Genomic DNA, 20,656 nt, shown 5'->3' on the forward strand with positions numbered 1-20,656 from the left:
ACCAGCCGCCGCTGCGGCGGTGCGTTACCTCGACGCGGAAATGAACGGTGGCGCGAGGAAAGTCACCCGCCCGGTGGTTACTCCGTTGTCCTGCCGGTCGAGTCCCGCACCTGGGGGCGGCGGTCGGACAACCGGCGAATGCGACATTCATTCATAAGAATCCCTTATTCCGCCCATATCTCTATAGCATCATCAGCGCGCCCTGGGTGCAGATCTGTCATCCCCACGACAGCCCTTTTCGCAGGTGGAAGGGGTTGCGACCCCCTCGGCTGCCGGCTGACGAGAGGCAGTGGCGCCGATGCCAGCCTCCGGATCGTCGGTGGTTCTGCTCGACGGCGGCGGGCGAAGGCCCGGCGGGTCCCCACCTGCGGGCGGTGACAACAGTGCCCCGACAGCAGCGACGCGCGAACAGGGGTGGGCCGTACGCTGCCAAGATGGACACCGGGCACGCCTGGGGCGCCGATCAACCGCCTGATCCCGCTGGGGCCGGGGCCGCCGACATGGACGCGGATGGCCTGACGCCGGAGCCGTTGCCGGAGGTGCGCGAGCTGGCCGCGCGGGGCTGGCAGTTGACCCCGGGCGCTCCCATGCTGGTCTTTCTCCCCGCGGTGTGGCCTGCGCAGCTCCTCGCCTGGGTGCCGGTCCGGGCGACCGGCTACGAGACCTGGACCGAGCTGGACCCGAAGACGTACGAGGTGCTGCGGGCGCAAACCGAGCGGTCGAGCTGGGAGTCCCGCAACGAGGCCGAGAACGACAACGATGCCCTGCTGGCCGACGCGGCATCACCCGCCGGCCTCGGGGCCGGCTGTGGCTGCTGAAGCCGCCTACGGATCAGAAGGTTAGGGGTTCGAGTCCCTTCGGGCGCACAAGATCATGAGGGGTCTGGACTGCGGAAACGCGGGCCAGGCCCTTTGTGCTGTCTGGCCTGCGCAGCGGCGGAAACCAGACGATCGAGCCTCTGCGCAAGCACCCCTCTGGGGAACGGCCACGCGAACTCCAGGGCGCACGGGATCGCCCGCGACGGCTACGCACAAGCCCTGCGGTTCACCAACACCGAGATCTTCCCGCGGCCGGTCTCCCGGCAAACCTTCCGCCGACTCGCTCTCGCACACGGCGCCGCGCGGGAGCCTCACGGCCGGGCGGACCCGAGTGCTTGTACAGCGAATCCGGGCCGAGGCGCCGGATCACCTCGCCGTGACCTTGCCATGATCCCGTCGCGGGCTCCGCGTTGTGCCTGGCTACGTCACCGTTCGGGACGGCGACACCATCCCGAACGGTGACAACAGGTCAGCGTCGGTCAGGGGTGCCCGAAGCGGAAACCGACCCCACGCACAGTCACGATCCAGTCCTTGCTGCCGAGCTTGCTCCGCAGGCTGCTCACGTGCGTGTCCACCGTGCGCCGCGACCAGGAGTTACCCCATACCTGCTGCATGATCCGCTGCCGAGCCATCACCTTGTCCGGGTTCGCGGCGAGCAGGCAGAGTAGATCGAACTCCTTGCGCGTGACGTCGAGGTCGCGGCCGGCGAGACTGACTTTGCGCAGCGCGACGTCGATCCGCAGCGGACCGTGCGAGATCACTTGCGCTGCGTGCGGCCGGCCCAGCGCCCGGCGCATCACCGCCTCCATCCGGGCCGTCAGCTCGCGGAACGCGTACGGTTTGGCGACGTAGTCGTCCGCGCCGGCGTGCAGGGCTAGGACTCGGTCCAGCACACCGCCACCGGACGTCACGGCGATCACCGGGACATCGGCGCTGGCCCGGATCGCGCGGCACACCTCAAGACCGTCGAGGTCGGGCAGCTCCATCTCCAACAGGATGAGATCGAACTTCTTGCAGATCCGGATCGCCACGCCGCCGCTTTGAGTGCACTCCACCTGAAGGCCGTGCCGCCGCAGCCGGCTCGCGAGCTGCTCCATCTCACGGCTGTCGCTCTCCACCAGCAGAACGCTCCACAATGCCCCCGGCCCCCCGGGCGCCCCCGTCGGCATCGCCGCAGGCGAATCGCCTTGCTCCATTATGGCGGTCACATGCTGGTCCATGGCATCCCCCGAGGCCTAGATCTACTGTATTCAATGCCGCCGCAAACTGGCGTCAAAGTTACACACCCGCGCACGACAGTGTCAAAGAAAATCTGTGTTACCTGAACCTCTAAATTAGCTATGCGGACGGCCTATGTCTCAAGGGCTGCCAAGGAACTGCTTGAGTGCTTCAGTTGGTGTCATCTGTGTAAAATCTTTGACAGCAGGTCATTGCCGCCGGGGTTGGTTTGTGTGTGATAAAGGTGGCGATCATCCGGCTTATGGACATCCGCTTGGCGGGCCAGGTGATTGGTTGGAGCAATGCCGCCGAACGTCAAGCCGGAACGTGTCAAGGGATCGGGGCCACCAGGATCTGATCCCCTTGTTGTTGCCGCTGGGGGGCGATCAGTCCACTGGGCGGTCATCCTGTGGGCGGATGTCTTCCAGGTTTCCTTGGCCGCCTTCCCGCCTGGTCGCCGTACCTGTTCATCTCCCTGCACGCCGGCGTCCTCGCTGACCGGCTGAACCGGCGCCGCCACGGTGGTGGAGGACTGCAGGGTCGCCGTGGCAGAGGTCGGACCGGCGGCTGGCGCATGGCTCGATGCCGACGAGTGTTCCGGAAGAGGACGGCACAAGGCATGCTCGGCGGTGTCGGCCAGGGTGGCGGTGACGGTGTCGACGGACAGTTGTCGGCCGGTGAACAACAGGTCGAAGCTGTCGAAGCTGGTGAGGAGCCACAGCACGTCGGCCGCATATCCGACGGTGGCGCCGTCGCGCAGCGTGTGCTGCTCGTGCAGGCGTCGAGCGAGGCCGTTCATGCCCTCGGCGCGGCCTTGTTCCAGGCGTTGGACCGCCCCGCCGACTGCATCGGCGTCGAGTTGAGCCATGGAGAACAGGGTGCGTAGGGCGTCGCGGTGGGCCGCGTACATGTGCACGTTGCCGCGGATGCCGTCGCGCAGGCCCTGCCGGGCGTCGGGCTGCAGGACGGCGTGGACCATGTCGGTGAAGCCGCCGCGATGGAGTAGGTCCATGCCGAGCGCGCCGAACAGACCCGCACGGGACCCGAAGACCGTGTAGATCGTCGAGCGGGCCACCTCGGCGAGCTTGGCCACCTTGTCCAGGCTGACCGGTTCGGATGGCGCGTTGACGAGCTGCTGGTAGACGGCGTCGAGGATGCGCCGCTTGGTGTACACGGCGGCCTGGGCGCGTAGCCGCTGCTCGTACTTCCGCGTGCCGGGCATGAACCGACCCTAGCATTCGTTTGACATACCGTCTTATGGAAGACATGCTGTCTTACGAAATGCAGGCTGTCCGATGAAAATGGCCCTCAAGCACATCGAAGGAGCCGGGCGTGCGGGTGCTGATCCGTTACACGGTCAAACCGGAGCACATACAGCGCAGCATCGAGTTGCTGCGCACGGCCTACGCGGACCTGGAAAGCACCAGGCCGACGGGGCTGCGCTACGAGACGTTCCAGCTGGAAGGCACCGGCCAGTTCCTCGCCGTCATCGAGTCCGACCAGGGCCCCGGTGAAGCCGCGCACCACCGGCTCGCCTCCTTCCAGCGTTACCGGGCCGAGCTCAACCACATCTGCGTCGAGGGGCCGACGGTCGCCAACCTGGAGACCGTTGCCGCCTACCCGCCCCGCTGACCGCACCTACCGCAGCAAGGAGACACTTCCCGTGATCCGCATCGCCGTCATCGTCGGCAGCACCCGTCCCGGCCGCCGGGGCGAGTCGGTGGCCAACTGGGTCGTCGACACCGCCGCAGCACTTCCCGCCGTCATCGACGGCCGAGTCGCCGTCGAGCTTGTCGACCTGGCGGCCTTCGACCTGCCGATGCTCGACGAGCCGGTCCCGGCCGCGTTCGCCAGCTACGCCCATGACCACACCCGCCGTTGGGCGGACACCGTTGCGGGATTCGACGGGTTCGTGTTCGTCACCCCGGAGTACAACCACTCCTTCCCCGCGGCGCTGAAGAACGCGATCGACTTCCTCTACGCCGAGTGGCACCACAAGGCCGCCGGATTCGTCGGCTACGGCATCCACGGCGGCACGCGCGCCGTCGAACAGCTGCGCCAGGTCATGGCCGAGGTGAAGATCGCCGACGTGCACACCCAGGTGGCCCTGTCGATGTTCGTCGACTTCACTTTCACCGACCCGGCCGATCCCACTGACCCGGGAACCTGCACGCCCGGCCCGCACAACGTCGCCGCCCTGGGCACCATGCTCGACGAGATCGTCGCGTGGTCGGCGGCGCTCAAGCCGTTGCGCGCCCCCGCCGCGGAGCCGCTGTCCGTCTGACCCCGACGCGCGGTCGGGCGGTGGGCGAGACAACGCGCCCGCCGCCCGGCCGCGCGGGCGCAGCCGACAGTGGTGCGGGCCAAGCCCGTCAATTCGTCGTCCAGCCGGACTGCACGTTCAGCCATGACGGCGTCATCACCGGTGTGGGCCGGCGGACGTCCAGCGGCGCCGTCCACGAACAGGCCGCCCGAGGCCGGTGCCCGGGCGACCGCTGTTGCGCGGTCGGCCGGGCACCGGTGGCGACCCGTGACAGTCGGCCTGCCTGAAGGCGCTCAGGGACCGACAGGCTCAGGGCACGATTTCCATCTGGGCCATCATGCCGATGCTGGAGTGCTCGAGGAAGTGGCAGTGGTAGGGGTAGCGGCCCAGGTACTTGGCGAAGGTCGCCTGCAGCCGCACCGAGGATCCGGGCGGCACCAGCACCGTGTCCTTGAGCCCGGCATCGTCCGCGGTCATCGGCGCGCCGCTGCGGCTCAGCACTCGGAAGTGCGTCATGTGCAGGTGGAAGGTATGGAGGATGCTGGGCTCTGTGTCGTCGTTGTAGACAGTCCAGATCTCGGTGGTGCCCCGCTTGATGGTGAAGTCGACTCGGTTGGCGTCGAACTGTTTGCCGTTGACTAGGGCGAGGGGCGGGATTCCCTGGCTGAAATCGAACGAGAGGCGCACGTCGCGCTCCACGGTGGCAGCGGGCAGCGCGGGCAGATCACGCAACTTCCGGGGCAGCTCGCTGGTGTCCGTGGCTGTGAAGTTCACGTCGAAGCGCAGGATCGGGCCCTTGACGGCGTCGCTGAGCACCACCGAGGAGCCCTTCGGAAGTCCGCTGAAGTCGACGACCACGTCGACCCGTTCAGCAGAGCCGAAGGTGATCTCGGGACGGGCCACGGGTGCCGGCAGCAGCCCTCCGTCGGTGCCGATCTGCCACATCGTCGCCTTGTCGAGGGTCAGCTTGTAGGTGCCCTCGTTCGTCGCGTTGATCAGCCGGAACCGGTATTTGCGGGCGGCCACCGGCAAGAAGGGCGTAGCCTTGCCGTTCACCAGCACGATGTTGCGCTCGATCGCATTCGGGGGCTCGTAGATCAGCGCGCCGGCGGAGTCGATCTTCACGTCGTTGAGCATGATCGGAATGTCGTACGCGCCGGTCGGCAGCCGGAGGCTTGCCTCGGCCGGGTCGTCGACGATGTAGATGCCGTGCAGCCCGCGGTAAGTGTGCTCAGACTCGTCGTTGTGCACGTGGTCGTGGTACCAGAGCGTGGCCCCGCGCTGGCTGTTCGGGTAGTCGTAGGTCCGCGAATCCCCCGGCATGATCATGTCCATCGGATGCCCGTCGTTGACCGCCGCTACGTGGCCGCCGTGCAGGTGCACGTTGGTGTGCACGTCCAGCGTGTTGCGGAAGGTCACCTTCACCGGACGGCCGGTGCGGCCCCGGATCACCGGGCCGACCCAGCCGCCACCGAAGGTGAGCGCGTCGGTCGTCAGGCCCGGCACCAGTTCGAGCTGAGCCCGCTGCACGTTGATTTCGTACTCGTCGTAGAGGGTGCCGCGTCGGATCGGCACCGCAACCGGCGGCAACGGCATCGGGGTCTGGAACGGCGTGGCGCTCAGCGTCTCCGCGCCCGCGACACCGCCCTCCGGCTGCGCGGGCGAATCGGCCAGGGCCACTGCCTGCCGGCCGAGCAATACGCCACCAACAACTGCTCCTCCGGCAATAAACACAGAGCGTCGCTTCACGAAACTTCCCCCCGTTAGGTCTTGAACGGAAGGAATGTATAGACCGCCGTCCTATGGTGTCAATGACTTTTGTCACGTCGTCGGCCCGCCATCGGTGACCTGCACTTTTGGCATTTCCCTGACGTTTCTCTGGGTATTCCATGTGATTCCTGCATGGAATTGTGAAAGCTGACTCGTTGTTGCATCCGAGATTCTTGCAATGGCGGTGCGCACCGTCCACGATGGCTTACGGAGGTGGATGGACAAACCTTCGAGATTCCTAGCGAATCAGGAGACCGCCAGTCGTGCGTAAGGTACTCATCGCTAATCGAGGCGAAATAGCGGTGCGCGTAGCGCGTGCCTGTCGGGACGCCGGCATCATCAGCGTGGCCGTGTACGCCGAGCCGGACCGGGACACCCCGCACGTACGGGTCGCCGACGAGGCGTACGCGCTCGGCGGGGACACCCCGGCCACCAGCTACCTGGACATCGAGAAGGTGCTGGGCGCGGCCCGTGAGTCCGGCGCGGACGCGGTCCACCCGGGGTACGGCTTCCTCTCCGAGAACGCTGACTTCGCCCAGGCGGTGCTGGACGCCGGCCTGATCTGGATCGGCCCGCCACCGCAGGCGATCCGGGACCTCGGTGACAAGGTGGCGGCCCGCCGGATCGCCCGGCGGGCCGGTGCACCGTTGATAGCCGGTACCCCGGATCCGGTGGCGAACGCGGACGAGGTGATCGCGTTCGCCCGCGAGCATGGTCTGCCGGTCGCGATCAAGGCCGCGTTCGGCGGCGGCGGCCGTGGCCTCAAGGTCGCCCACACCATCGAGGAGATCCCGGACCGGTACGAGTCCGCGGTGCGGGAGGCGGTCGCCGCGTTCGGCCACGGTGAATGCTTCGTCGAGCGGTACCTGGACCGGCCCCGGCACGTGGAGACCCAGTGCCTGGCGGACGCGTACGGCACCGTGGTGGTCGTCTCCACCCGGGACTGCTCGTTGCAACGCCGGCACCAGAAGTTGGTGGAAGAGGCCCCGGCGCCGTTCCTGACCGAGGCGCAGCGGGCCGAGCTGTACCGGGCGTCGAAGGACATCCTCCGGGAGGCCGGCTATGTCGGGGCCGGCACCTGTGAGTTCCTCATCGGCCGGGACGGCACCATCTCTTTCCTGGAGGTCAACACCCGGTTGCAGGTCGAGCACCCGGTCACCGAGGAGATCACCGGCATCGACCTGGTCGGCGAGATGTTCCGGATCGCCGACGGCGAGCCGCTCGGCTACGACGACCCGCCTGCGCGAGGGCACTCCATCGAGTTCCGGATCAACGGCGAGGACCCCGGGCGCGATTTCCTGCCGGCGCCGGGCACGGTCAGCGTCTTCGCCCCGCCGTCCGGACCGGGCGTCCGGCTCGACTCCGGGGTCGAGCCGGGCAGCGTGATCGGGCCGGCCTGGGACTCACTGCTGGCCAAGCTGATCGTCACCGGGGCCACCCGGGAGCAGGCGCTACGGCGTGCCCGCCGGGCACTGGCCGAGTTCCAGGTCGAAGGGCTCGCCACCGTCCTGCCGTTCCATCGGGCGGTGGTCACCGACCCGGCGTTCACCGGCTCGCCGTTCACGGTGCACACCCGGTGGATCGAAACCGACTTCCGCAACGAGATCGACGCCTATGCCGGGCCCGGTGTCGACGCGGAGGCCGAGGAGAACGTCCGGGAGACCGTGGTGGTCGAGGTCGGCGGCCGGCGGTTGGAGGTATCCCTGCCGCATTCCCTGGGCGGCGCTTCCTCGGCGCGCAAGGCGGTGCGCGGCGGGCGTCCCCGGCGTCGGCCGGGCCGGGCCGCGGGCGGCGGTGTCACCGGCGACACGCTGGTCTCGCCGATGCAGGGAACGATCGTCAAAGTCGCGGCCGAGGACGGGCAGAAGGTTCGGGAAGGCGATCTGATCGTCGTTCTGGAGGCGATGAAGATGGAGCAACCGCTCCACGCGCACAAGACCGGAACGGTCAAGGGCCTGGCCACGACGGTGGGTGTCGCGGTCCGGTCGGGCGCGGTCGTCTGCGAGATCAAGGACTGACGTATCCGCGTGCCTTCGGCCATGTCGGGTCCATCAAGGCTTCGCCAAGTCGGCTTCATAAGAAGGAAGAGACGCATGCACAGCACTCTGATCGTGGCGCGCATGGAGCCGTCGGCGGGCGCCGACGTCGCCCAGCTGTTCCGCAGCTTCGACGAGACCGAGATGCCGCACCTGATGGGCACCCGTCGCCGCCAGCTGTTCGCCTACCGCGGGCTGTACTTCCACCTGCAGGACTTCGATTCGGACGACGGCGGAGAGCGGATCGAGGGCGCCAAGACCGACCCCCGGTTCGTCGCGATCAGCGCGGACCTCAAGCCGTTCATCGAAGCGTACGACCCGGCGACCTGGCGCTCCCCGGCGGACGCCATGGCCACCCGGTTCTACTCCTGGGAGGCCTCCTCGTGACCGGTCGGCGTGTGGTCATCACAGGTGTCGAGGTGCTCGCCCCCGGAGGTCTCGGCCGCAAGCACTTCTGGGACCTGCTCAGCGAGGGGCGGACGGCGACGCGCGGCATCACCTTCTTCGACCCGGCGCCGTTCCGGTCCCGGGTCGCCGCCGAGATCGATTTCTCGGCCGAGGAGCACGGCCTGAGCCCGCAGGAGATCCGCCGGATGGATCGCGCCGCGCAGTTCGCCGTGGTGGCGGCCCGCGGCGCGGTCGCCGACAGCGGCATCGTGCTGGACTCCTGCGACCCGTACCGGATCGGCGTCACGGTGGGCAGCGCGGTCGGCGCCACGATGGGCCTGGACGAGGAGTACCGGGTGGTCAGCGACGGCGGCCGGCTGCACCTGGTCGACCACCGGTACGCGGTCCCGCACCTCTACAACTACCTGGTCCCCAGCTCGTTCTCGGCGGAGGTCGCCTGGGCGGTCGGCGCGCAGGGACCCACCACTGTCGTCTCCACCGGCTGCACCTCCGGCATCGACTCGGTGGGGTACGCGGCCGAGCTGATCCGCGAGGGCTCCGCCGACGTCATGGTGGCCGGCTCGTCGGATGCGCCGATCTCGCCGATCACGATGGCCTGCTTCGACGCGATCAAGGCGACCACCCCCCGGTACGACGAGCCGGAGCGGGCCTCCAGGCCGTTCGACGGCACCCGCAACGGATTCGTGCTCGGCGAGGGCGCGGCAGTCTTCGTCCTGGAGGAGCTGGAGTCCGCCCGCCGACGCGGGGCCCACCTGTACGCCGAGATCGCCGGCTACGCGACCCGCAGCAACGCCTATCACATGACCGGGCTGCGGCCGGACGGCGCGGAGATGGCGGAGGCGATCCGCGCCGCACTGGACGAGGCGCGGATCAACCCTGACGAGATCGACTACGTCAACGCGCACGGCTCGGGCACCAAGCAGAACGACCGGCACGAGACGGCGGCGGTCAAGCGGAGTCTCGGGGAGCACGCGTACCGGACCCCGATGAGCTCGATCAAGTCGATGGTCGGGCACTCGCTCGGCGCGATCGGTTCGATCGAGATCGCCGCCTGCGCGCTCGCCATGGAGCACAGCGTCGTGCCGCCCACCGCGAACCTGCACACCCCCGACCCGGAGTGTGACCTGGACTACGTGCCGATCACTGCCCGAGACCAGAGGGTCGACACGGTGCTGACGGTCGGCAGCGGCTTCGGCGGCTTCCAGAGCGCGATGGTGCTGGCACGGCCGGAGAGGACATCGGCGTGAGCGATCTCGCGAGCGAACCGATCGGCTCGGTCCGCGCCCCGGCGCGCCCGTCTTCAACCTCCCCGGTCGTGGTGACCGGCCTGGGCGTGGTCGCCCCGACCGGCCTCGGTACCGCCGAGCACTGGGCGGCCACCCGCGCGGGCCGCGCCGCGATCGGTCCGGTGACCCGATTCGACGCCAGGGGCTATCCCGCCCGCCTCGCCGGCGAGGTGCCCGGCTTCACCGCCAAGGATCATCTGCCGAGCCGGCTGCTGCCGCAGACCGACCACATGACCCGCCTCGCGCTGGTCGCCACTGACTGGGCGCTCGCGGACGCCGGGGTACGGCCGGGCGACCTGCCGGAATTCGACATGGGTGTGGTCACCGCGAGCTCGTCCGGCGGGTTCGAGTTCGGCCAGGGGGAGTTGCAGGCCCTCTGGAGCAAGGGCAGCCAGTACGTCAGCGCGTACCAGTCGTTCGCCTGGTTCTACGCCGTCAACAGCGGGCAGATCTCGATCCGTAACAACATGAAGGGCCCGAGCGGCGTCCTGGTCAGCGACCAGGCGGGTGGCCTGGACGCGGTGGCCCAGGCCCGGCGCCAGATCCGCAAGGGCACCAGCCTGGTCGTCACCGGCGCGGTGGACGCCTCGATCTGCCCCTGGGGCTGGGTCGCCCAGCTCGCCGGGGGGCGGCTCAGCGGCAGCGACGACCGGGACCGTGCCTACCTGCCGTTCGACGGTGACGCGGCAGGTCACGTTCCGGGCGAGGGTGGCGCGATCCTGATCCTGGAGGACGCCGAGGCGGCCCGCCGGCGCGGTGCGCGAAGCTACGGCGAGATCCGCGGGTACGGCGCCACCTTCGACCCGGCGCCCGGCAGCGGGCATGAACCGGCCCTCCGCAGGGCGATCGAGATCGCGCTGGCCGACGCCGGTCTCGCCCCGGTCGATGTGGACGTGGTGTTCGCCGACGCCGCGGCCCTGCCCGACCTGGACCGGGCCGAGGCGGACGCGATCACCGCGGTCTTCGGCCCGCGTGGCGTGCCGGTCACCGCGCCGAAGACGATGACGGGCCGGCTCTACTCCGGTGCGGCCCCGCTGGACCTGGCCACCGCGCTTCTCGGTATGGCCGAGGGGCTGATCCCGCCGACCGTGAACGTGCGCCCGGCGGCCGACTACGCCGACCTGGACCTGGTCACCGAGGCGCGGACCGGCGCCTGTGACACCGCACTGGTGCTGGCCCGGGGCCAGGGCGGCTTCAACTCCGCGATGGTGCTGACCCGCACCAGCGACCACTCTCACTGATCGGAAAGGACAGAGGCCAGCCATGGCTCATTTCCAGTTCACCCTGGACGACCTGAAGCGGATTCTCACCGAGGGCGCCGGCGCCGACGAGGCGGTGGACCTGGACGGCGACATCCTGGACCGCACGTTCCAGGAGCTCGGCTACGAGTCGCTGGCGCTGCTGGAGACCGGTGGCCGGATCGAGCGGGAGTACGGCATCGCGCTCGGCGACGACCTGCTCCTGGACGGCTCCACCCCGCGCGGCCTGATCGGTGCGGTCAACGACCTGCTCCCCCTGGCCACGGAGCCGACCCGATGACCGCCGGTGAACCGCGGGTCGCGGTCGTCACCGGAGCCACCAGCGGCATCGGTCTGGCGGTGACCCGGCTGCTGGCCGGTACCGGCCACCGGGTCTTCATCGGTGCCCGCACCGCGGAGAACGTCACCGCCACCGTCAAGCAATTGCAGGAGGAAGGGCTCGACGTGGACGGCAGCCCGGTGGACGTCGGCTCGCCGGAGCAGGTCAAGGCGTTCGTCCAGGCCGCGGTGGGCCGGTTCGGCAGTGTCGACGTGCTGGTCAACAACGCCGGGCGCAGCGGTGGCGGGGTGACCGCGGACATCGCCGACGAGCTCTGGTTCGACGTGATCAACACAAACCTGAACAGCGTCTTCCTGGTCACCCGCGAGGTGCTCACCACCGGTGGCATGCGGCACAAGGACCGCGGCCGGATCATCAACATCGCCTCCACCGCGGGCAAGCAGGGCGTGGTGCTCGGCGCGCCCTACTCGGCGTCGAAGCACGGTGTCGTCGGCTTCACCAAGGCGCTCGGCAACGAGTTGGCCCCGACCGGCATCACCGTGAACGCCGTCTGCCCGGGATATGTGGAGACCCCGATGGCACAGCGGGTTCGCGCCGGCTACGCGCAGGCCTACGACACCAGCGAGGACGCGATCCTCACCAAGTTCCAGGCGAAGATCCCGCTCGGCCGGTACTCCACCCCGGAGGAGGTCGCCGGGCTGGTCGGCTACCTGACCTCGGACACCGCCGCGTCGATCACCGCGCAGGCCCTCAACGTCTGCGGCGGCCTGGGCAACTTCTGACCGCGGACCGCCCCCTTCTACCCCGTCACGAGTGAGCAGGAGCAGCACATGGCAGAACCCGGATCGCGTGAGGTGGAGCACGAGATAACGGTCGAGGCTCCGGCACCGACCGTGTACCGCCTGATCGCCGAGGTGGAGAACTGGCCACGGATCTTCCCCCCGACGATCTTCGTCGACTACCTGAGCCGGGGCGAGCGCGAGGAACGGATCCGAATCTGGGCCACCGCGAACGGCGAGGCGAAGAACTGGACCTCGCGTCGCACCCTGGACCCGGACGCCCTGCGCGTGACGTTCCGGCAGGAGGTCTCCGCGCCGCCGGTCGCCGCGATGGGTGGCACCTGGATCATCGAGGCACTCTCCGAGACGTCGTCGCGGATCCGGCTGTTGCACGACTACCGGGCGGTCGACGATGATCCCGCCGGACTCGCCTGGATCGACCAGGCGGTGGACCGTAACTCCCGCGCCGAACTCGCCTCCCTGAAGACCACCGTCGAGCTGGCGCACGCCGACACCGAGCTGACGTTCTCCTTCGAGGACTCGGTGCGGATCGCCGGTGCGGCCAAGGACGTCTACGACTTCATCAACGAGGCGGACCGGTGGCCGGAGCGGCTGCCGCACGTGGCCCGGGTCGGTTTCACCGAGGAGACGCCGGGCCTGCAGACCCTGGAGATGGACACCCGGGCCCGGGACGGCTCCACCCACACCACCAAGTCGTACCGGGTCACGTTCGCGCCCCGGCGGATCGCGTACAAGCAGGTCACCCTGCCCGCCCTGATGACGCTGCACACCGGGATCTGGACGTTCGCCGACGACAGCGACGGCGTCGTGGCCACCTCGCAGCACACCGTGGTGCTCAACGCCGGGAACATCGCGGCGGTGCTGGGGCCGGCGGCGACCGTCGCCGACGCCCGGGAGTACGTGCGCGGCGCGTTGAGCACGAACAGCCGGGCCACCCTGGAGCACGCGAAGGCGTACGCCGAGGCGGGGCGCTGACCGTGCGAGCGTCCGTGATCGTCGTCGGCGGCGGCCCGGTCGGGCTGATGCTCGCCGGTGAGCTGCGCCTGGGCGGCGCGGACGTGCTGCTGCTGGAGCGGCGGCACAGGGTGACCACCGAGTCCAGGGCCTCCACACTGCACGCCCGCACGATGGAGATCCTGGACAGCCGAGGGCTGCTGGATCCGCTGGGCGGCCCGCCGAACCTGCCGCGTGGGCACTTCGGCGGGCTGCCGATGGATCTCACCCTGCCCGGAAGTCACCCGGGCCAGTGGAAGGTGCCGCAGGCCCGCACCGAGGAGCTGCTGGAGAAGTGGGCGGGCTCGCTCGGCGCCGGCATCCGGCGCGGGTACGAGCTGGTCACCCTGACCGTGACGGAGGAGGGGGTCGAGACGGCGGTCACCGGCCCGGACGGCGTGCCGCGCACCGTCCGCGGCGACTACCTGGTCGGCTGCGACGGCGAGGAGAGCACGGTCCGCCGCCTGACCGGCGCCGCGTTCCCCGGGCACGACGCGGTTCGCGAGCTGCTGCGCGCCGACGTGGCCGGCATCGACATCCCGGACCGGCGGTTCGAGCGGCTGCCCGCCGGCCTGGCGATCGCGGCCCGGCAGCCCGGCGGCGTGACCCGGGTGATGGTGCACGAGTTCGGCCGTAAGTTCGTCGAGCGCTCCACGCCGCCCGAGTTCGGCGAGATCGCCGAGGTGTGGCGGCGGGTCACCGGTGAGGAGATCGGCGCCGGCACACCGCTCTGGGTGAACTCGTTCGGCGACGCGAGCCGGCAGCTGACCCACTACCGGCACGGCAGGGTGCTGTTCGCCGGTGACGCGGCGCACCGGCAGCTCCCGGTTGGCGGGCAGGCGCTCAACCTGGGCCTGCAGGACGCGGTGAACCTGGGCTGGAAGCTGGCCGCGGTGGCGCTCGGGCAGGCCCCGCAGGAGCTGCTGGACACATACCACGACGAGCGGCATCCGGTTGGCCGGCGGGTGCTGGCGAACATCGAGGCGCAGGCTCGGCTGCTGCTCGGTGGCGCCGAGGTGGAGCCGCTGCGCGCGCTCGTCGGCGAACTGCTCGGCTACGACGACGTCCGGCGGCGCCTGGCCGGCACGATCTCCGGCCTCGACGTCCGGTACGACCTCGGCGTCGCCCGGGGCGCCCACGCGCTGCTCGGCCGGCGGGTGCCGGACGTGCCGCTGACCGTCGCCGGCGCGCCGACCCGCCCCGCCGAACTGCTGCGCACCGGCCGCGGCGTCCTTCTCCTGCTTGCCGACCGGGCGCTCAACAGCGCGCTCACGGTGCTCGCCGAGGCGTGGGCGGACCGGGTGGACCCGGTGACCGCCGAGACGCCGGCGGACGGACCGCTCGCCGGCGTAGCCGCGCTCCTGATCCGGCCGGACGGGCATGTCGCCTGGTGTGCCACCGGCCCGGGCGACCCGCAGGCGGCGCTGCGGCGCTGGTTCGGCCCCGCCGGCACCCGACCCTCTCCCTCGTCTGAAAGGTAGTCCGACAATGCCATTCCTCGCACCGAACGACGGGTTCGTCAACGTCTTCAACCTCTTCGAGATCGCCGAACCGGAGGGCCAGCAGCGGGTCGTCGACGAGATGAAGAAGATCGTCGACACGGCCGACTTCCCGGGCTGGATCTCGTCCACCGTCCACGAAGGGCTGGACACCCCGGGCACGCTCAACTGCGTCCAGTGGCGCAGCGTCGAGGACCTGCGCGCCCGGTACGCCGGCGAGAAGTTCAAGAAGAAGGACGCGCCGCTGTTCGACCAGATCGCGACCAGCGCCCGGCTGCTGCAGACCGAAGTGGCGTTCAGCCAGGTGCACCCGTCCCGGGGCGACGTCGTGGAGATGTCGCCGGACCGGGACGATTACACCGTCTTCATCGTCCTCGGCGTCGACCCGGAGCAGCAGCGGGAGCTGCTGGAGACGGTGGCCCAGCCGGAGCCGTGGCTCTTCGACGTGCCCGGCTACCGCTCGCACACCTACCTGCGCGGTCTGGACGGCACGGTCATCTGCAACTACGCGCAGTGGGACAGCAAGGAGCTCTACGACGCGTTCCACACCATGCCCGAGGAGCAGCGGCCGGCGGACGTGCGCGCCGCGCGGGTGCGGGCCCGGGCCCTGGCCACGTCGCGCTTCGCCAATACGTTCCGGGCTGTGCACACCCGGTCGGCGGGCTGAGCCGTGGAGACCGACGTCATAGTGGTCGGGGCCGGACCGACCGGCCTGATGCTCGCCGGCGAGCTGCGTCTCGGCGGAGCCCGGGTGATCGTCCTGGAACGGCTTGCCACACCGACCGGGCAGTCGCGGGGCCTCGGTTTCACCGCGCGGGCGATGGAGTCGTTCGACCAGCGCGGTCTGCTGCCCCGGTTCGGGGATCTGGAGACCAGCCCGATGGGGCACTTCGGCGGCGTGCAGTTCGACTACACCGTGCTGCCCGGTGGGCACTTCGGTGCCCGTGGGATCCCGCAGTCGCAGACCGAGGCGGTGCTGGAGTCGTGGGCCGCCGAGTCCGGCGCCGACATCCGCCGCGGCTGGGCGCTGCGTGAGCTGACCGACGAGGGCACCGGCGTACGGGTCAGCGTGGATACTCCGGACGGCGTACGTGAGCTGACGGCCGCCTACCTGGTCGGGTGCGACGGCGGGCACAGCACGGTCCGCAAGCTGGCCGGCTTCGACTTCCCGGGCACCGCGGCCACCCGGGAGATGTACCTCGCGGACGTGGTCGGGTGCGGGCTGAAACCCCGCTTCCTGGGCGAGACCCTGCCCGAGGGGATGGTGATGGCCGCGCCGCTCGGCCCGGGCGTGGACCGGATCATCGTCTGCCCGCACGGCACGCCGCCACGGGACGCGACCGAGCGGCCGCTCACCTACCGGGAGGTCGCCGACGCCTGGCAGCGGATCACCGGCGAGGACATTCACGGCGGCTCGGCGCACTGGGTGAGTTCGTTCACCGATGCCACCCGGCAGGCGAGCGAGTACCGGCGTGGGCGAGTGCTCCTCGCCGGTGACGCGGCGCACATCCACCTGCCCGCTGGTGGCCAGGGCTTGAGCACCGGGGTGCAGGACGCCGTGAACCTGGGCTGGAAGCTCGCCGCGGTGATCCGTGGCGGCGCACCGGACGGCCTGCTGGACACGTACCACGGGGAGCGGCATCCGGTTGGTGAGCGGCTGCTGACCACCACCCGGGCGCAGGGAATGGTCTTCCTGGGCGGCGACGCGGCGGCACCGCTGCGCCAGTTGCTCACCGAACTGGTCGAGTACGACGACGTCAAGCGCCACCTGGCCGGCATCGTCAGCCACCTGGCGGTCCGATACGACCTCGGCGAAGCGGGCGGTCATCGGCTGGCCGGTGCCCGGCTGGCCAACCGGGAGCTGATCGGTCCGGCTGGCCGGACCGGCACTACCGCCCTGCTGCACACCGCCCAGGGTGTCCTGCTCGACCTCGGCGACGACCCGGCGGTCCGGGACCTGGCGGCCGGCTGGAAGGACCGGGTGATCACCGTGACCGGCACCCTGGCACCGGTCGACGGCGACGATCCGGTGGCCGGAGCCACCGCGGTGCTGATCCGCCCGGACGGCTACGTGGCGTGGGCCGCTGCGCCTGGCGAGGAATCGCCCGGCTCGCTGCCGGCCGCGCTGCGCCGCTGGTTCGGCGAACCGGGGACGGACCGGTCCTGATGACGCCGGCACTGTCCCCGCGAGTACGCCGCATCACCCTGGACGGTGCCGGCGTCACCCTCTCCGCGCTGCTCAGCGAGGCCGACCCGGCGTACCCGGCAGAGGATCGGGACGCGGTCGGAACACCCGGCACGGAGCCACGCGCCACGGTGGTGGCGTTGCACGGCGGCGGGATGAGCGCCGGATACTTCGATGGGCAGGCCCATCCGGATCTGTCGCTGCTCACGCTGGGCGCCCGGCTCGGCTGGACGATGCTGGCGGTGGACCGTCCCGGCTACGGGGCGTCCGCCGCCGCCCTGCCGGACGGCCAGACCCTCGCCGCGCAGGCGGCCACCCTCCGTGCCGCGTTGCGGGACTTCGCGAGCCGGTTCCGCACCGGGGCCGGGCTGTTCCTGCTCGCCCACTCGTACGGCGGCAAGCTCGCCCTGACCTGCGCGGCCGACCCGGACGGTCTGGCTCTGCTCGGGCTGGACATCTCCGGCTGCGGCCACCTCTACGCCACCGACATCAGCGACGTCACCGAACGGGGCGGCGAATGGCGGCGCAACTGGGGCGTGCTGGGCCTCTATCCGCCGAACGCCTTCCGCCTGAGCGAGTCGCTCGTGTCGCCGATGCCCGACCGGGAGCGCCGGGAGGCGGCCCGCTGGCCGGAGATCTTCCCCGGCCTCGCGGCCCGGGTCCGGGTGCCGGTGCGGCTGACCTTCGCCGGGCACGAGTACTGGTGGCGGCACGACAGCGAGGCGATCGCCGACCTGACCGCCCGGCTGAGCGCCGCGCCCCGGGTCGAGGTGGACCGCCAGCCGGATGCCGGCCACAACATCAGCCTCGGCTGGGCGGCGCGCGCGTACCACCTGCGGGCCCTCGCGTTCGCGGAGGAGTGCCGTGCCGGTCTCGACATCAACGTGAGGAGCGTACCGACGTCATGCTGACCGATCCGCTGGAGCGATTGCACGAACTGCGGGCGGCGGCTCGGGGCGGCCCCGATCCCGGCGCCGACGCCCGGCAGCACGCGAAGGGCAAGCTCACCGCGCACGAACGGATCGCGCTCCTACTGGACAAAGGCAGCTTCACCGAGATCGAGTCGCTGCGGCGGCATCGCGCGAGCGGTTTCGGTCTGGAGGCGAAGCGACCGTACGGCGACGGCGTGGTCACCGGGTGGGGCCTGGTCGAGGGCCGGCCCGTCTTCGTCTACGCCCACGACTTCCGGGTCTTCGGCGGTGCGCTCGGCGAGGCCCACGCGCAGAAGATCCACAAGCTGATGGACATGGCGCTGGCCGCCGGGGCGCCGGTGGTGTCGCTGAACGACGGCGCCGGCGCCCGGATTCAGGAGGGGGTGAGCGCGCTCGCCGGGTACGGCGGGATCTTTCAGCGCAACACCAGAGCCTCCGGCGTGATCCCGCAGATCTCGGTGATGCTCGGCCCCTGTGCGGGCGGCGCCGCCTACTCGCCGGCCCTGACCGACTTCGTCTTCGCGGTCCGCGACATCTCGCAGATGTTCATCACCGGGCCCGACGTGGTGCACGCGGTCACCGGGGAACGGGTCACGCAGAACGAGCTCGGCGGTGCGGACGTGCACGCGTCACTCTCCGGCGTGGCCCACTTCGTCCACGACGACGAGGAGAGCTGCCTCGCGGACGTGCGGTACCTGCTTTCCCTGCTGCCGCCGAACAACCGGGAGTTGGCCCCGGTGGTACCGGCCGACGACCCGGCCGACCGGAGCCTGGACGCGGTGCTGGAGCTGGTGCCGGCGGACGGCGGGCAGGCGTACGACATCCGCGGGGTGATCGAGGAGATCGTGGACGACGGCGAGCACATGGAGGTGCACGCGGCCTGGGCGCCGAACATCGTCTGCACGCTGGCCCGGCTCAACGGCCACACCGTCGGCGTGGTCGCGAACCAGCCGGCCGCGCTCGCCGGGGTGCTGGACATCGCGGCGAGCGAGAAGGCGGCGCGCTTCGTGCAGTTCTGCGACGCCTTCAGCATCCCGCTGATCACGCTGGTCGACGTGCCGGGATTCCTTCCCGGGGTGACCCAGGAGCACGACGGAATCATCCGGCACGGCGCCAAGCTGCTCTACGCGTACTGCAACGCGACCGTGCCGCGGATCTCGGTGGTGCTGCGCAAGGCGTACGGGGGCGCGTACATCGTGATGGACTCCCGGTCCACCGGCGCCGACCTCGCCCTGGCCTGGCCGGGCAACGAGATCGCCGTCATGGGTGCCGAGGGCGCGGTGAACGTGCTGTTCCGCCGGGAGATCGCGGCCGCGGAGGACCCGGACGCGGTGCGGCGCGACCGGATCGAGGAGTACCGGGAGTCGCTGGTGCATCCGTACTACGCGGCCGAGCGGGGCCTGGTCGACGAGGTGATCGACCCGCGGGAGACACGGGCCGTGCTCTGCCGGGCGGTGGCCATGCTCGCCACCAAGCACGCCGACCTGCCGCATCGCAAGCATGGGAATCCACCGCAATGAGGGAGGCATCTCGATGGACGGCGACGGGACGCGACAGGTGATCCGGGTGGAGCGCGGCGCCGCAGGAGCAGAGGAACTCGCCGCGCTCGCGGCGGTGCTGTTGACCCGCACCGTGCCGGCCGGCCCGGCCGATGGCGGCCACGGGACCCGCCCGGTGGCCCGGTGGCGGCGTTTCGACCGGCCGGCTCAGTTCGGCGGCGCGCGCACCTGGCGCTTCTGACCACTTTCGACGACCGGAAGGAATCCATGACTGACGACATCACCGCCCTTGCCGCCCAGGTCCGACAGCTCAGCGACCGGGCCGCGATCACCGAGCTGTGCGACCGCTACGTCCTGCACCTCGACAAGGATCGCCACAACGACGACTGGTTCGGCGCGGTTTTCACCGACGACTGCCACCTCACCTTCCCCATGGGTGAGTACAAAGGTTTCGACGGCCTCGCCGCCTTTCAGCAGATGGCTCGCAAGACCTTCGAGACCACTCACCACATCGGCTCCAACTACACCATCGAGCTCGACGGTGACCACGCCGATATCCGGGCCCATCTGACCGCTGTTCACGTCAAGCGTAGTGCGGAGCCGGCCGCCCATTTCGACATCGGCGGCCACTACGAGGCCGTGGCGGTGCGCACCCCGGCCGGATGGCGGATCCGCCGCTTCGTCTTCCACCTGGTGTGGGCGGCGGGCGACCCGAACCTGCGGCACTCCTGACTGCCCCTGCCTGTCCCGCGAAGTACAGCCCTGACTGAGAAGAGTAGGAAATGACCAAGATCGCCGTCATCATCGGCAGCACTCGCCCCGGCCGTCGTGGAGCCAACGTGGCTCAGTGGGTGCAAGACGCCTCGAACAGCCATGAGGCCATCAAGGCCGGTGACGCCACCGTCGAGATCGTGGACATCGCAGAGTTCGGTCTTCCGCTGCTCGACGAGGCGATGCCGGCCCTGTTCGGCCAGTACCGCAACGAGCACACTCACCAGTGGTCGCGGACGATCGCTTCCTACGATGCCTTCGTTTTCGTGACCCCGGAATACAACCGGTCCGTGCCGGCTTCGCTGAAGAACGCGATCGACTTCCTCTACCATGAGTGGTCGAACAAGGCTGCCGGTTTTGTCAGCTATGGCACTCAGGGCGGCGTTCGCGCGGTCGAGCACCTGCGGACCGCGCTGGCAGAGGTGAAGGTGGCCGACGTGGCGACCGCGGTCGGCCTGCAGATCTTCACGGACTTCACGTTCTCCGACCCCACCAACCCTCTCGACCCGGGCACCGTGACCCCCGGCCCGCACCACGAGCCGGCACTGCACAAGATGCTGGACGAGCTGATCGCGTGGTCCGGTGCACTGAAGCCGTTGCGCGCCGAGGGCGCCGCACACTGACCTGCTGTCGAGTGGT

The 20,656-nt window shown here is 70.0% G+C and carries 21 protein-coding genes; 18 read left to right on the forward strand and 3 right to left on the reverse strand.

The window, feature by feature from the left end; all coding sequences use genetic code 11:
* Window positions 1-434: 434 nt before the first annotated feature.
* The gene (locus ACGFI2_RS24235; RefSeq protein ID WP_393520959.1) at window positions 435-818 is read left to right on the forward strand and encodes a hypothetical protein; all 384 of its coding nucleotides are present in this window, start codon (window positions 435-437) and stop codon (window positions 816-818) included.
* Window positions 819-1,297: 479 nt separating this feature from the next.
* On the opposite strand, the gene ACGFI2_RS24240 is transcribed toward ACGFI2_RS24235, so the two are convergent.
* Both ACGFI2_RS24240 and ACGFI2_RS24245 read right to left on the reverse strand, forming a co-directional pair.
* Window positions 1,298-1,936, reverse strand: coding sequence for a response regulator transcription factor (locus tag ACGFI2_RS24240; RefSeq protein ID WP_393520961.1), 639 nt, complete (start codon window positions 1,934-1,936; stop codon window positions 1,298-1,300).
* Between the two features lie 281 nt (window positions 1,937-2,217).
* Window positions 2,218-3,258 carry a TetR/AcrR family transcriptional regulator gene (locus ACGFI2_RS24245; protein WP_393520963.1) on the reverse strand — a complete coding sequence of 347 codons (1,041 nt, stop codon included), beginning with the start codon at window positions 3,256-3,258 and terminating at the stop codon, window positions 2,218-2,220.
* Window positions 3,259-3,368: 110 nt separating this feature from the next.
* On the opposite strand from ACGFI2_RS24245, the gene ACGFI2_RS24250 reads away from it, so the two are divergent.
* Together ACGFI2_RS24250 and ACGFI2_RS24255 are read left to right on the forward strand one after the other, a co-directional pair.
* Entirely contained in the window at window positions 3,369-3,668 is a 300-nt protein-coding gene (locus ACGFI2_RS24250) for a hypothetical protein (protein WP_393520965.1), read from the forward strand.
* A gap of 31 nt (window positions 3,669-3,699) precedes the next feature.
* Window positions 3,700-4,320 carry an NADPH-dependent FMN reductase gene (locus ACGFI2_RS24255; RefSeq protein ID WP_393520967.1) on the forward strand — a complete coding sequence of 207 codons (621 nt, stop codon included), beginning with the start codon at window positions 3,700-3,702 and terminating at the stop codon, window positions 4,318-4,320.
* A 288-nt stretch (window positions 4,321-4,608) separates the two neighbouring features.
* On the opposite strand, the gene ACGFI2_RS24260 is transcribed toward ACGFI2_RS24255, so the two are convergent.
* Window positions 4,609-5,997 (reverse strand): multicopper oxidase family protein, encoded by a 1,389-nt coding sequence (locus ACGFI2_RS24260; RefSeq protein ID WP_393520969.1) that lies wholly within the window; start codon window positions 5,995-5,997, stop codon window positions 4,609-4,611.
* A gap of 335 nt (window positions 5,998-6,332) precedes the next feature.
* Here ACGFI2_RS24260 and ACGFI2_RS24265 point away from each other — a divergent pair, with 335 nt between their 5' ends.
* The 15 genes from ACGFI2_RS24265 to ACGFI2_RS24335 all read left to right on the forward strand — a co-directional run bounded on the left by ACGFI2_RS24265 (window position 6,333) and on the right by ACGFI2_RS24335 (window position 20,640).
* The gene (locus ACGFI2_RS24265; protein WP_393520971.1) at window positions 6,333-8,087 is read left to right on the forward strand and encodes an acetyl/propionyl/methylcrotonyl-CoA carboxylase subunit alpha; all 1,755 of its coding nucleotides are present in this window, start codon (window positions 6,333-6,335) and stop codon (window positions 8,085-8,087) included.
* Window positions 8,088-8,162: 75 nt separating this feature from the next.
* Window positions 8,163-8,492: a TcmI family type II polyketide cyclase gene (locus ACGFI2_RS24270; protein WP_278143715.1), complete on the forward strand. Its 330-nt coding sequence runs from the start codon at window positions 8,163-8,165 to the stop codon at window positions 8,490-8,492.
* Window positions 8,489-9,760 carry a beta-ketoacyl-[acyl-carrier-protein] synthase family protein gene (locus ACGFI2_RS24275; protein WP_393520973.1) on the forward strand — a complete coding sequence of 424 codons (1,272 nt, stop codon included), beginning with the start codon at window positions 8,489-8,491 and terminating at the stop codon, window positions 9,758-9,760. Before ACGFI2_RS24270 ends, ACGFI2_RS24275 begins: the two co-directional genes overlap by 4 nt.
* Before the next feature lie 20 nt (window positions 9,761-9,780).
* Window positions 9,781-11,040 (forward strand): ketosynthase chain-length factor, encoded by a 1,260-nt coding sequence (locus tag ACGFI2_RS24280; protein ID WP_393521124.1) that lies wholly within the window; start codon window positions 9,781-9,783, stop codon window positions 11,038-11,040.
* Window positions 11,041-11,062: 22 nt separating this feature from the next.
* Window positions 11,063-11,338 (forward strand): acyl carrier protein, encoded by a 276-nt coding sequence (locus ACGFI2_RS24285; RefSeq protein WP_393520975.1) that lies wholly within the window; start codon window positions 11,063-11,065, stop codon window positions 11,336-11,338.
* Window positions 11,335-12,120 carry a 3-oxoacyl-ACP reductase FabG gene (fabG, locus tag ACGFI2_RS24290; RefSeq protein WP_393520977.1) on the forward strand — a complete coding sequence of 262 codons (786 nt, stop codon included), beginning with the start codon at window positions 11,335-11,337 and terminating at the stop codon, window positions 12,118-12,120. Before ACGFI2_RS24285 ends, fabG begins: the two co-directional genes overlap by 4 nt.
* Before the next feature lie 48 nt (window positions 12,121-12,168).
* On the forward strand, window positions 12,169-13,113 hold the full coding sequence (locus ACGFI2_RS24295; protein WP_393520979.1) for an aromatase/cyclase: 945 nt from the start codon (window positions 12,169-12,171) through the stop codon (window positions 13,111-13,113).
* 2 nt (window positions 13,114-13,115) lie between these two features.
* Entirely contained in the window at window positions 13,116-14,612 is a 1,497-nt protein-coding gene (locus tag ACGFI2_RS24300; RefSeq protein ID WP_393520981.1) for an FAD-dependent monooxygenase, read from the forward strand.
* A gap of 7 nt (window positions 14,613-14,619) precedes the next feature.
* The gene (locus ACGFI2_RS24305; RefSeq protein ID WP_393520983.1) at window positions 14,620-15,297 is read left to right on the forward strand and encodes an antibiotic biosynthesis monooxygenase; all 678 of its coding nucleotides are present in this window, start codon (window positions 14,620-14,622) and stop codon (window positions 15,295-15,297) included.
* 3 nt (window positions 15,298-15,300) lie between these two features.
* Window positions 15,301-16,797: an FAD-dependent monooxygenase gene (locus tag ACGFI2_RS24310; RefSeq protein ID WP_393520985.1), complete on the forward strand. Its 1,497-nt coding sequence runs from the start codon at window positions 15,301-15,303 to the stop codon at window positions 16,795-16,797.
* A complete protein-coding gene (locus tag ACGFI2_RS24315) occupies window positions 16,797-17,726 on the forward strand; it encodes an alpha/beta hydrolase (protein WP_393520987.1) in 930 nt (309 codons plus the stop codon). Before ACGFI2_RS24310 ends, ACGFI2_RS24315 begins: the two co-directional genes overlap by 1 nt.
* Window positions 17,720-19,267 carry an acyl-CoA carboxylase subunit beta gene (locus ACGFI2_RS24320; RefSeq protein WP_393520989.1) on the forward strand — a complete coding sequence of 516 codons (1,548 nt, stop codon included), beginning with the start codon at window positions 17,720-17,722 and terminating at the stop codon, window positions 19,265-19,267. Before ACGFI2_RS24315 ends, ACGFI2_RS24320 begins: the two co-directional genes overlap by 7 nt.
* A 13-nt stretch (window positions 19,268-19,280) precedes the next feature.
* A complete protein-coding gene (locus ACGFI2_RS24325) occupies window positions 19,281-19,487 on the forward strand; it encodes an acyl-CoA carboxylase epsilon subunit (protein ID WP_393520991.1) in 207 nt (68 codons plus the stop codon).
* Window positions 19,488-19,513: 26 nt separating this feature from the next.
* Complete coding sequence (locus ACGFI2_RS24330) at window positions 19,514-19,978, forward strand: nuclear transport factor 2 family protein (RefSeq protein ID WP_393520993.1); 465 nt, start codon at window positions 19,514-19,516, stop codon at window positions 19,976-19,978.
* Between the two features lie 50 nt (window positions 19,979-20,028).
* The gene (locus ACGFI2_RS24335) at window positions 20,029-20,640 is read left to right on the forward strand and encodes an NADPH-dependent FMN reductase (protein WP_393520995.1); all 612 of its coding nucleotides are present in this window, start codon (window positions 20,029-20,031) and stop codon (window positions 20,638-20,640) included.
* Window positions 20,641-20,656 lie beyond the last annotated feature (16 nt).

It is taken from the genome of Micromonospora sp. NPDC049282 (genome assembly GCF_043197045.1).
Classification (GTDB): Bacteria; Actinomycetota; Actinomycetes; order Mycobacteriales; family Micromonosporaceae; genus Micromonospora.

Coding starts and splice junctions, on each gene's coding strand:
- ACGFI2_RS24235 (WP_393520959.1), top strand. CDS start 435: ATGGACACCGGGCACGCCTGGGGCGCCGATCAACCGCCTGATCCCGCT.
- ACGFI2_RS24245 (WP_393520963.1), bottom strand. CDS start 3,258: ATGCCCGGCACGCGGAAGTACGAGCAGCGGCTACGCGCCCAGGCCGCC.
- ACGFI2_RS24270 (WP_278143715.1), top strand. CDS start 8,163: ATGCACAGCACTCTGATCGTGGCGCGCATGGAGCCGTCGGCGGGCGCC.
- ACGFI2_RS24285 (WP_393520975.1), top strand. CDS start 11,063: ATGGCTCATTTCCAGTTCACCCTGGACGACCTGAAGCGGATTCTCACC.
- fabG (WP_393520977.1), top strand. CDS start 11,335: ATGACCGCCGGTGAACCGCGGGTCGCGGTCGTCACCGGAGCCACCAGC.
- ACGFI2_RS24295 (WP_393520979.1), top strand. CDS start 12,169: ATGGCAGAACCCGGATCGCGTGAGGTGGAGCACGAGATAACGGTCGAG.
- ACGFI2_RS24305 (WP_393520983.1), top strand. CDS start 14,620: ATGCCATTCCTCGCACCGAACGACGGGTTCGTCAACGTCTTCAACCTC.
- ACGFI2_RS24315 (WP_393520987.1), top strand. CDS start 16,797: ATGACGCCGGCACTGTCCCCGCGAGTACGCCGCATCACCCTGGACGGT.
- ACGFI2_RS24320 (WP_393520989.1), top strand. CDS start 17,720: ATGCTGACCGATCCGCTGGAGCGATTGCACGAACTGCGGGCGGCGGCT.
- ACGFI2_RS24325 (WP_393520991.1), top strand. CDS start 19,281: ATGGACGGCGACGGGACGCGACAGGTGATCCGGGTGGAGCGCGGCGCC.
- ACGFI2_RS24330 (WP_393520993.1), top strand. CDS start 19,514: ATGACTGACGACATCACCGCCCTTGCCGCCCAGGTCCGACAGCTCAGC.
- ACGFI2_RS24335 (WP_393520995.1), top strand. CDS start 20,029: ATGACCAAGATCGCCGTCATCATCGGCAGCACTCGCCCCGGCCGTCGT.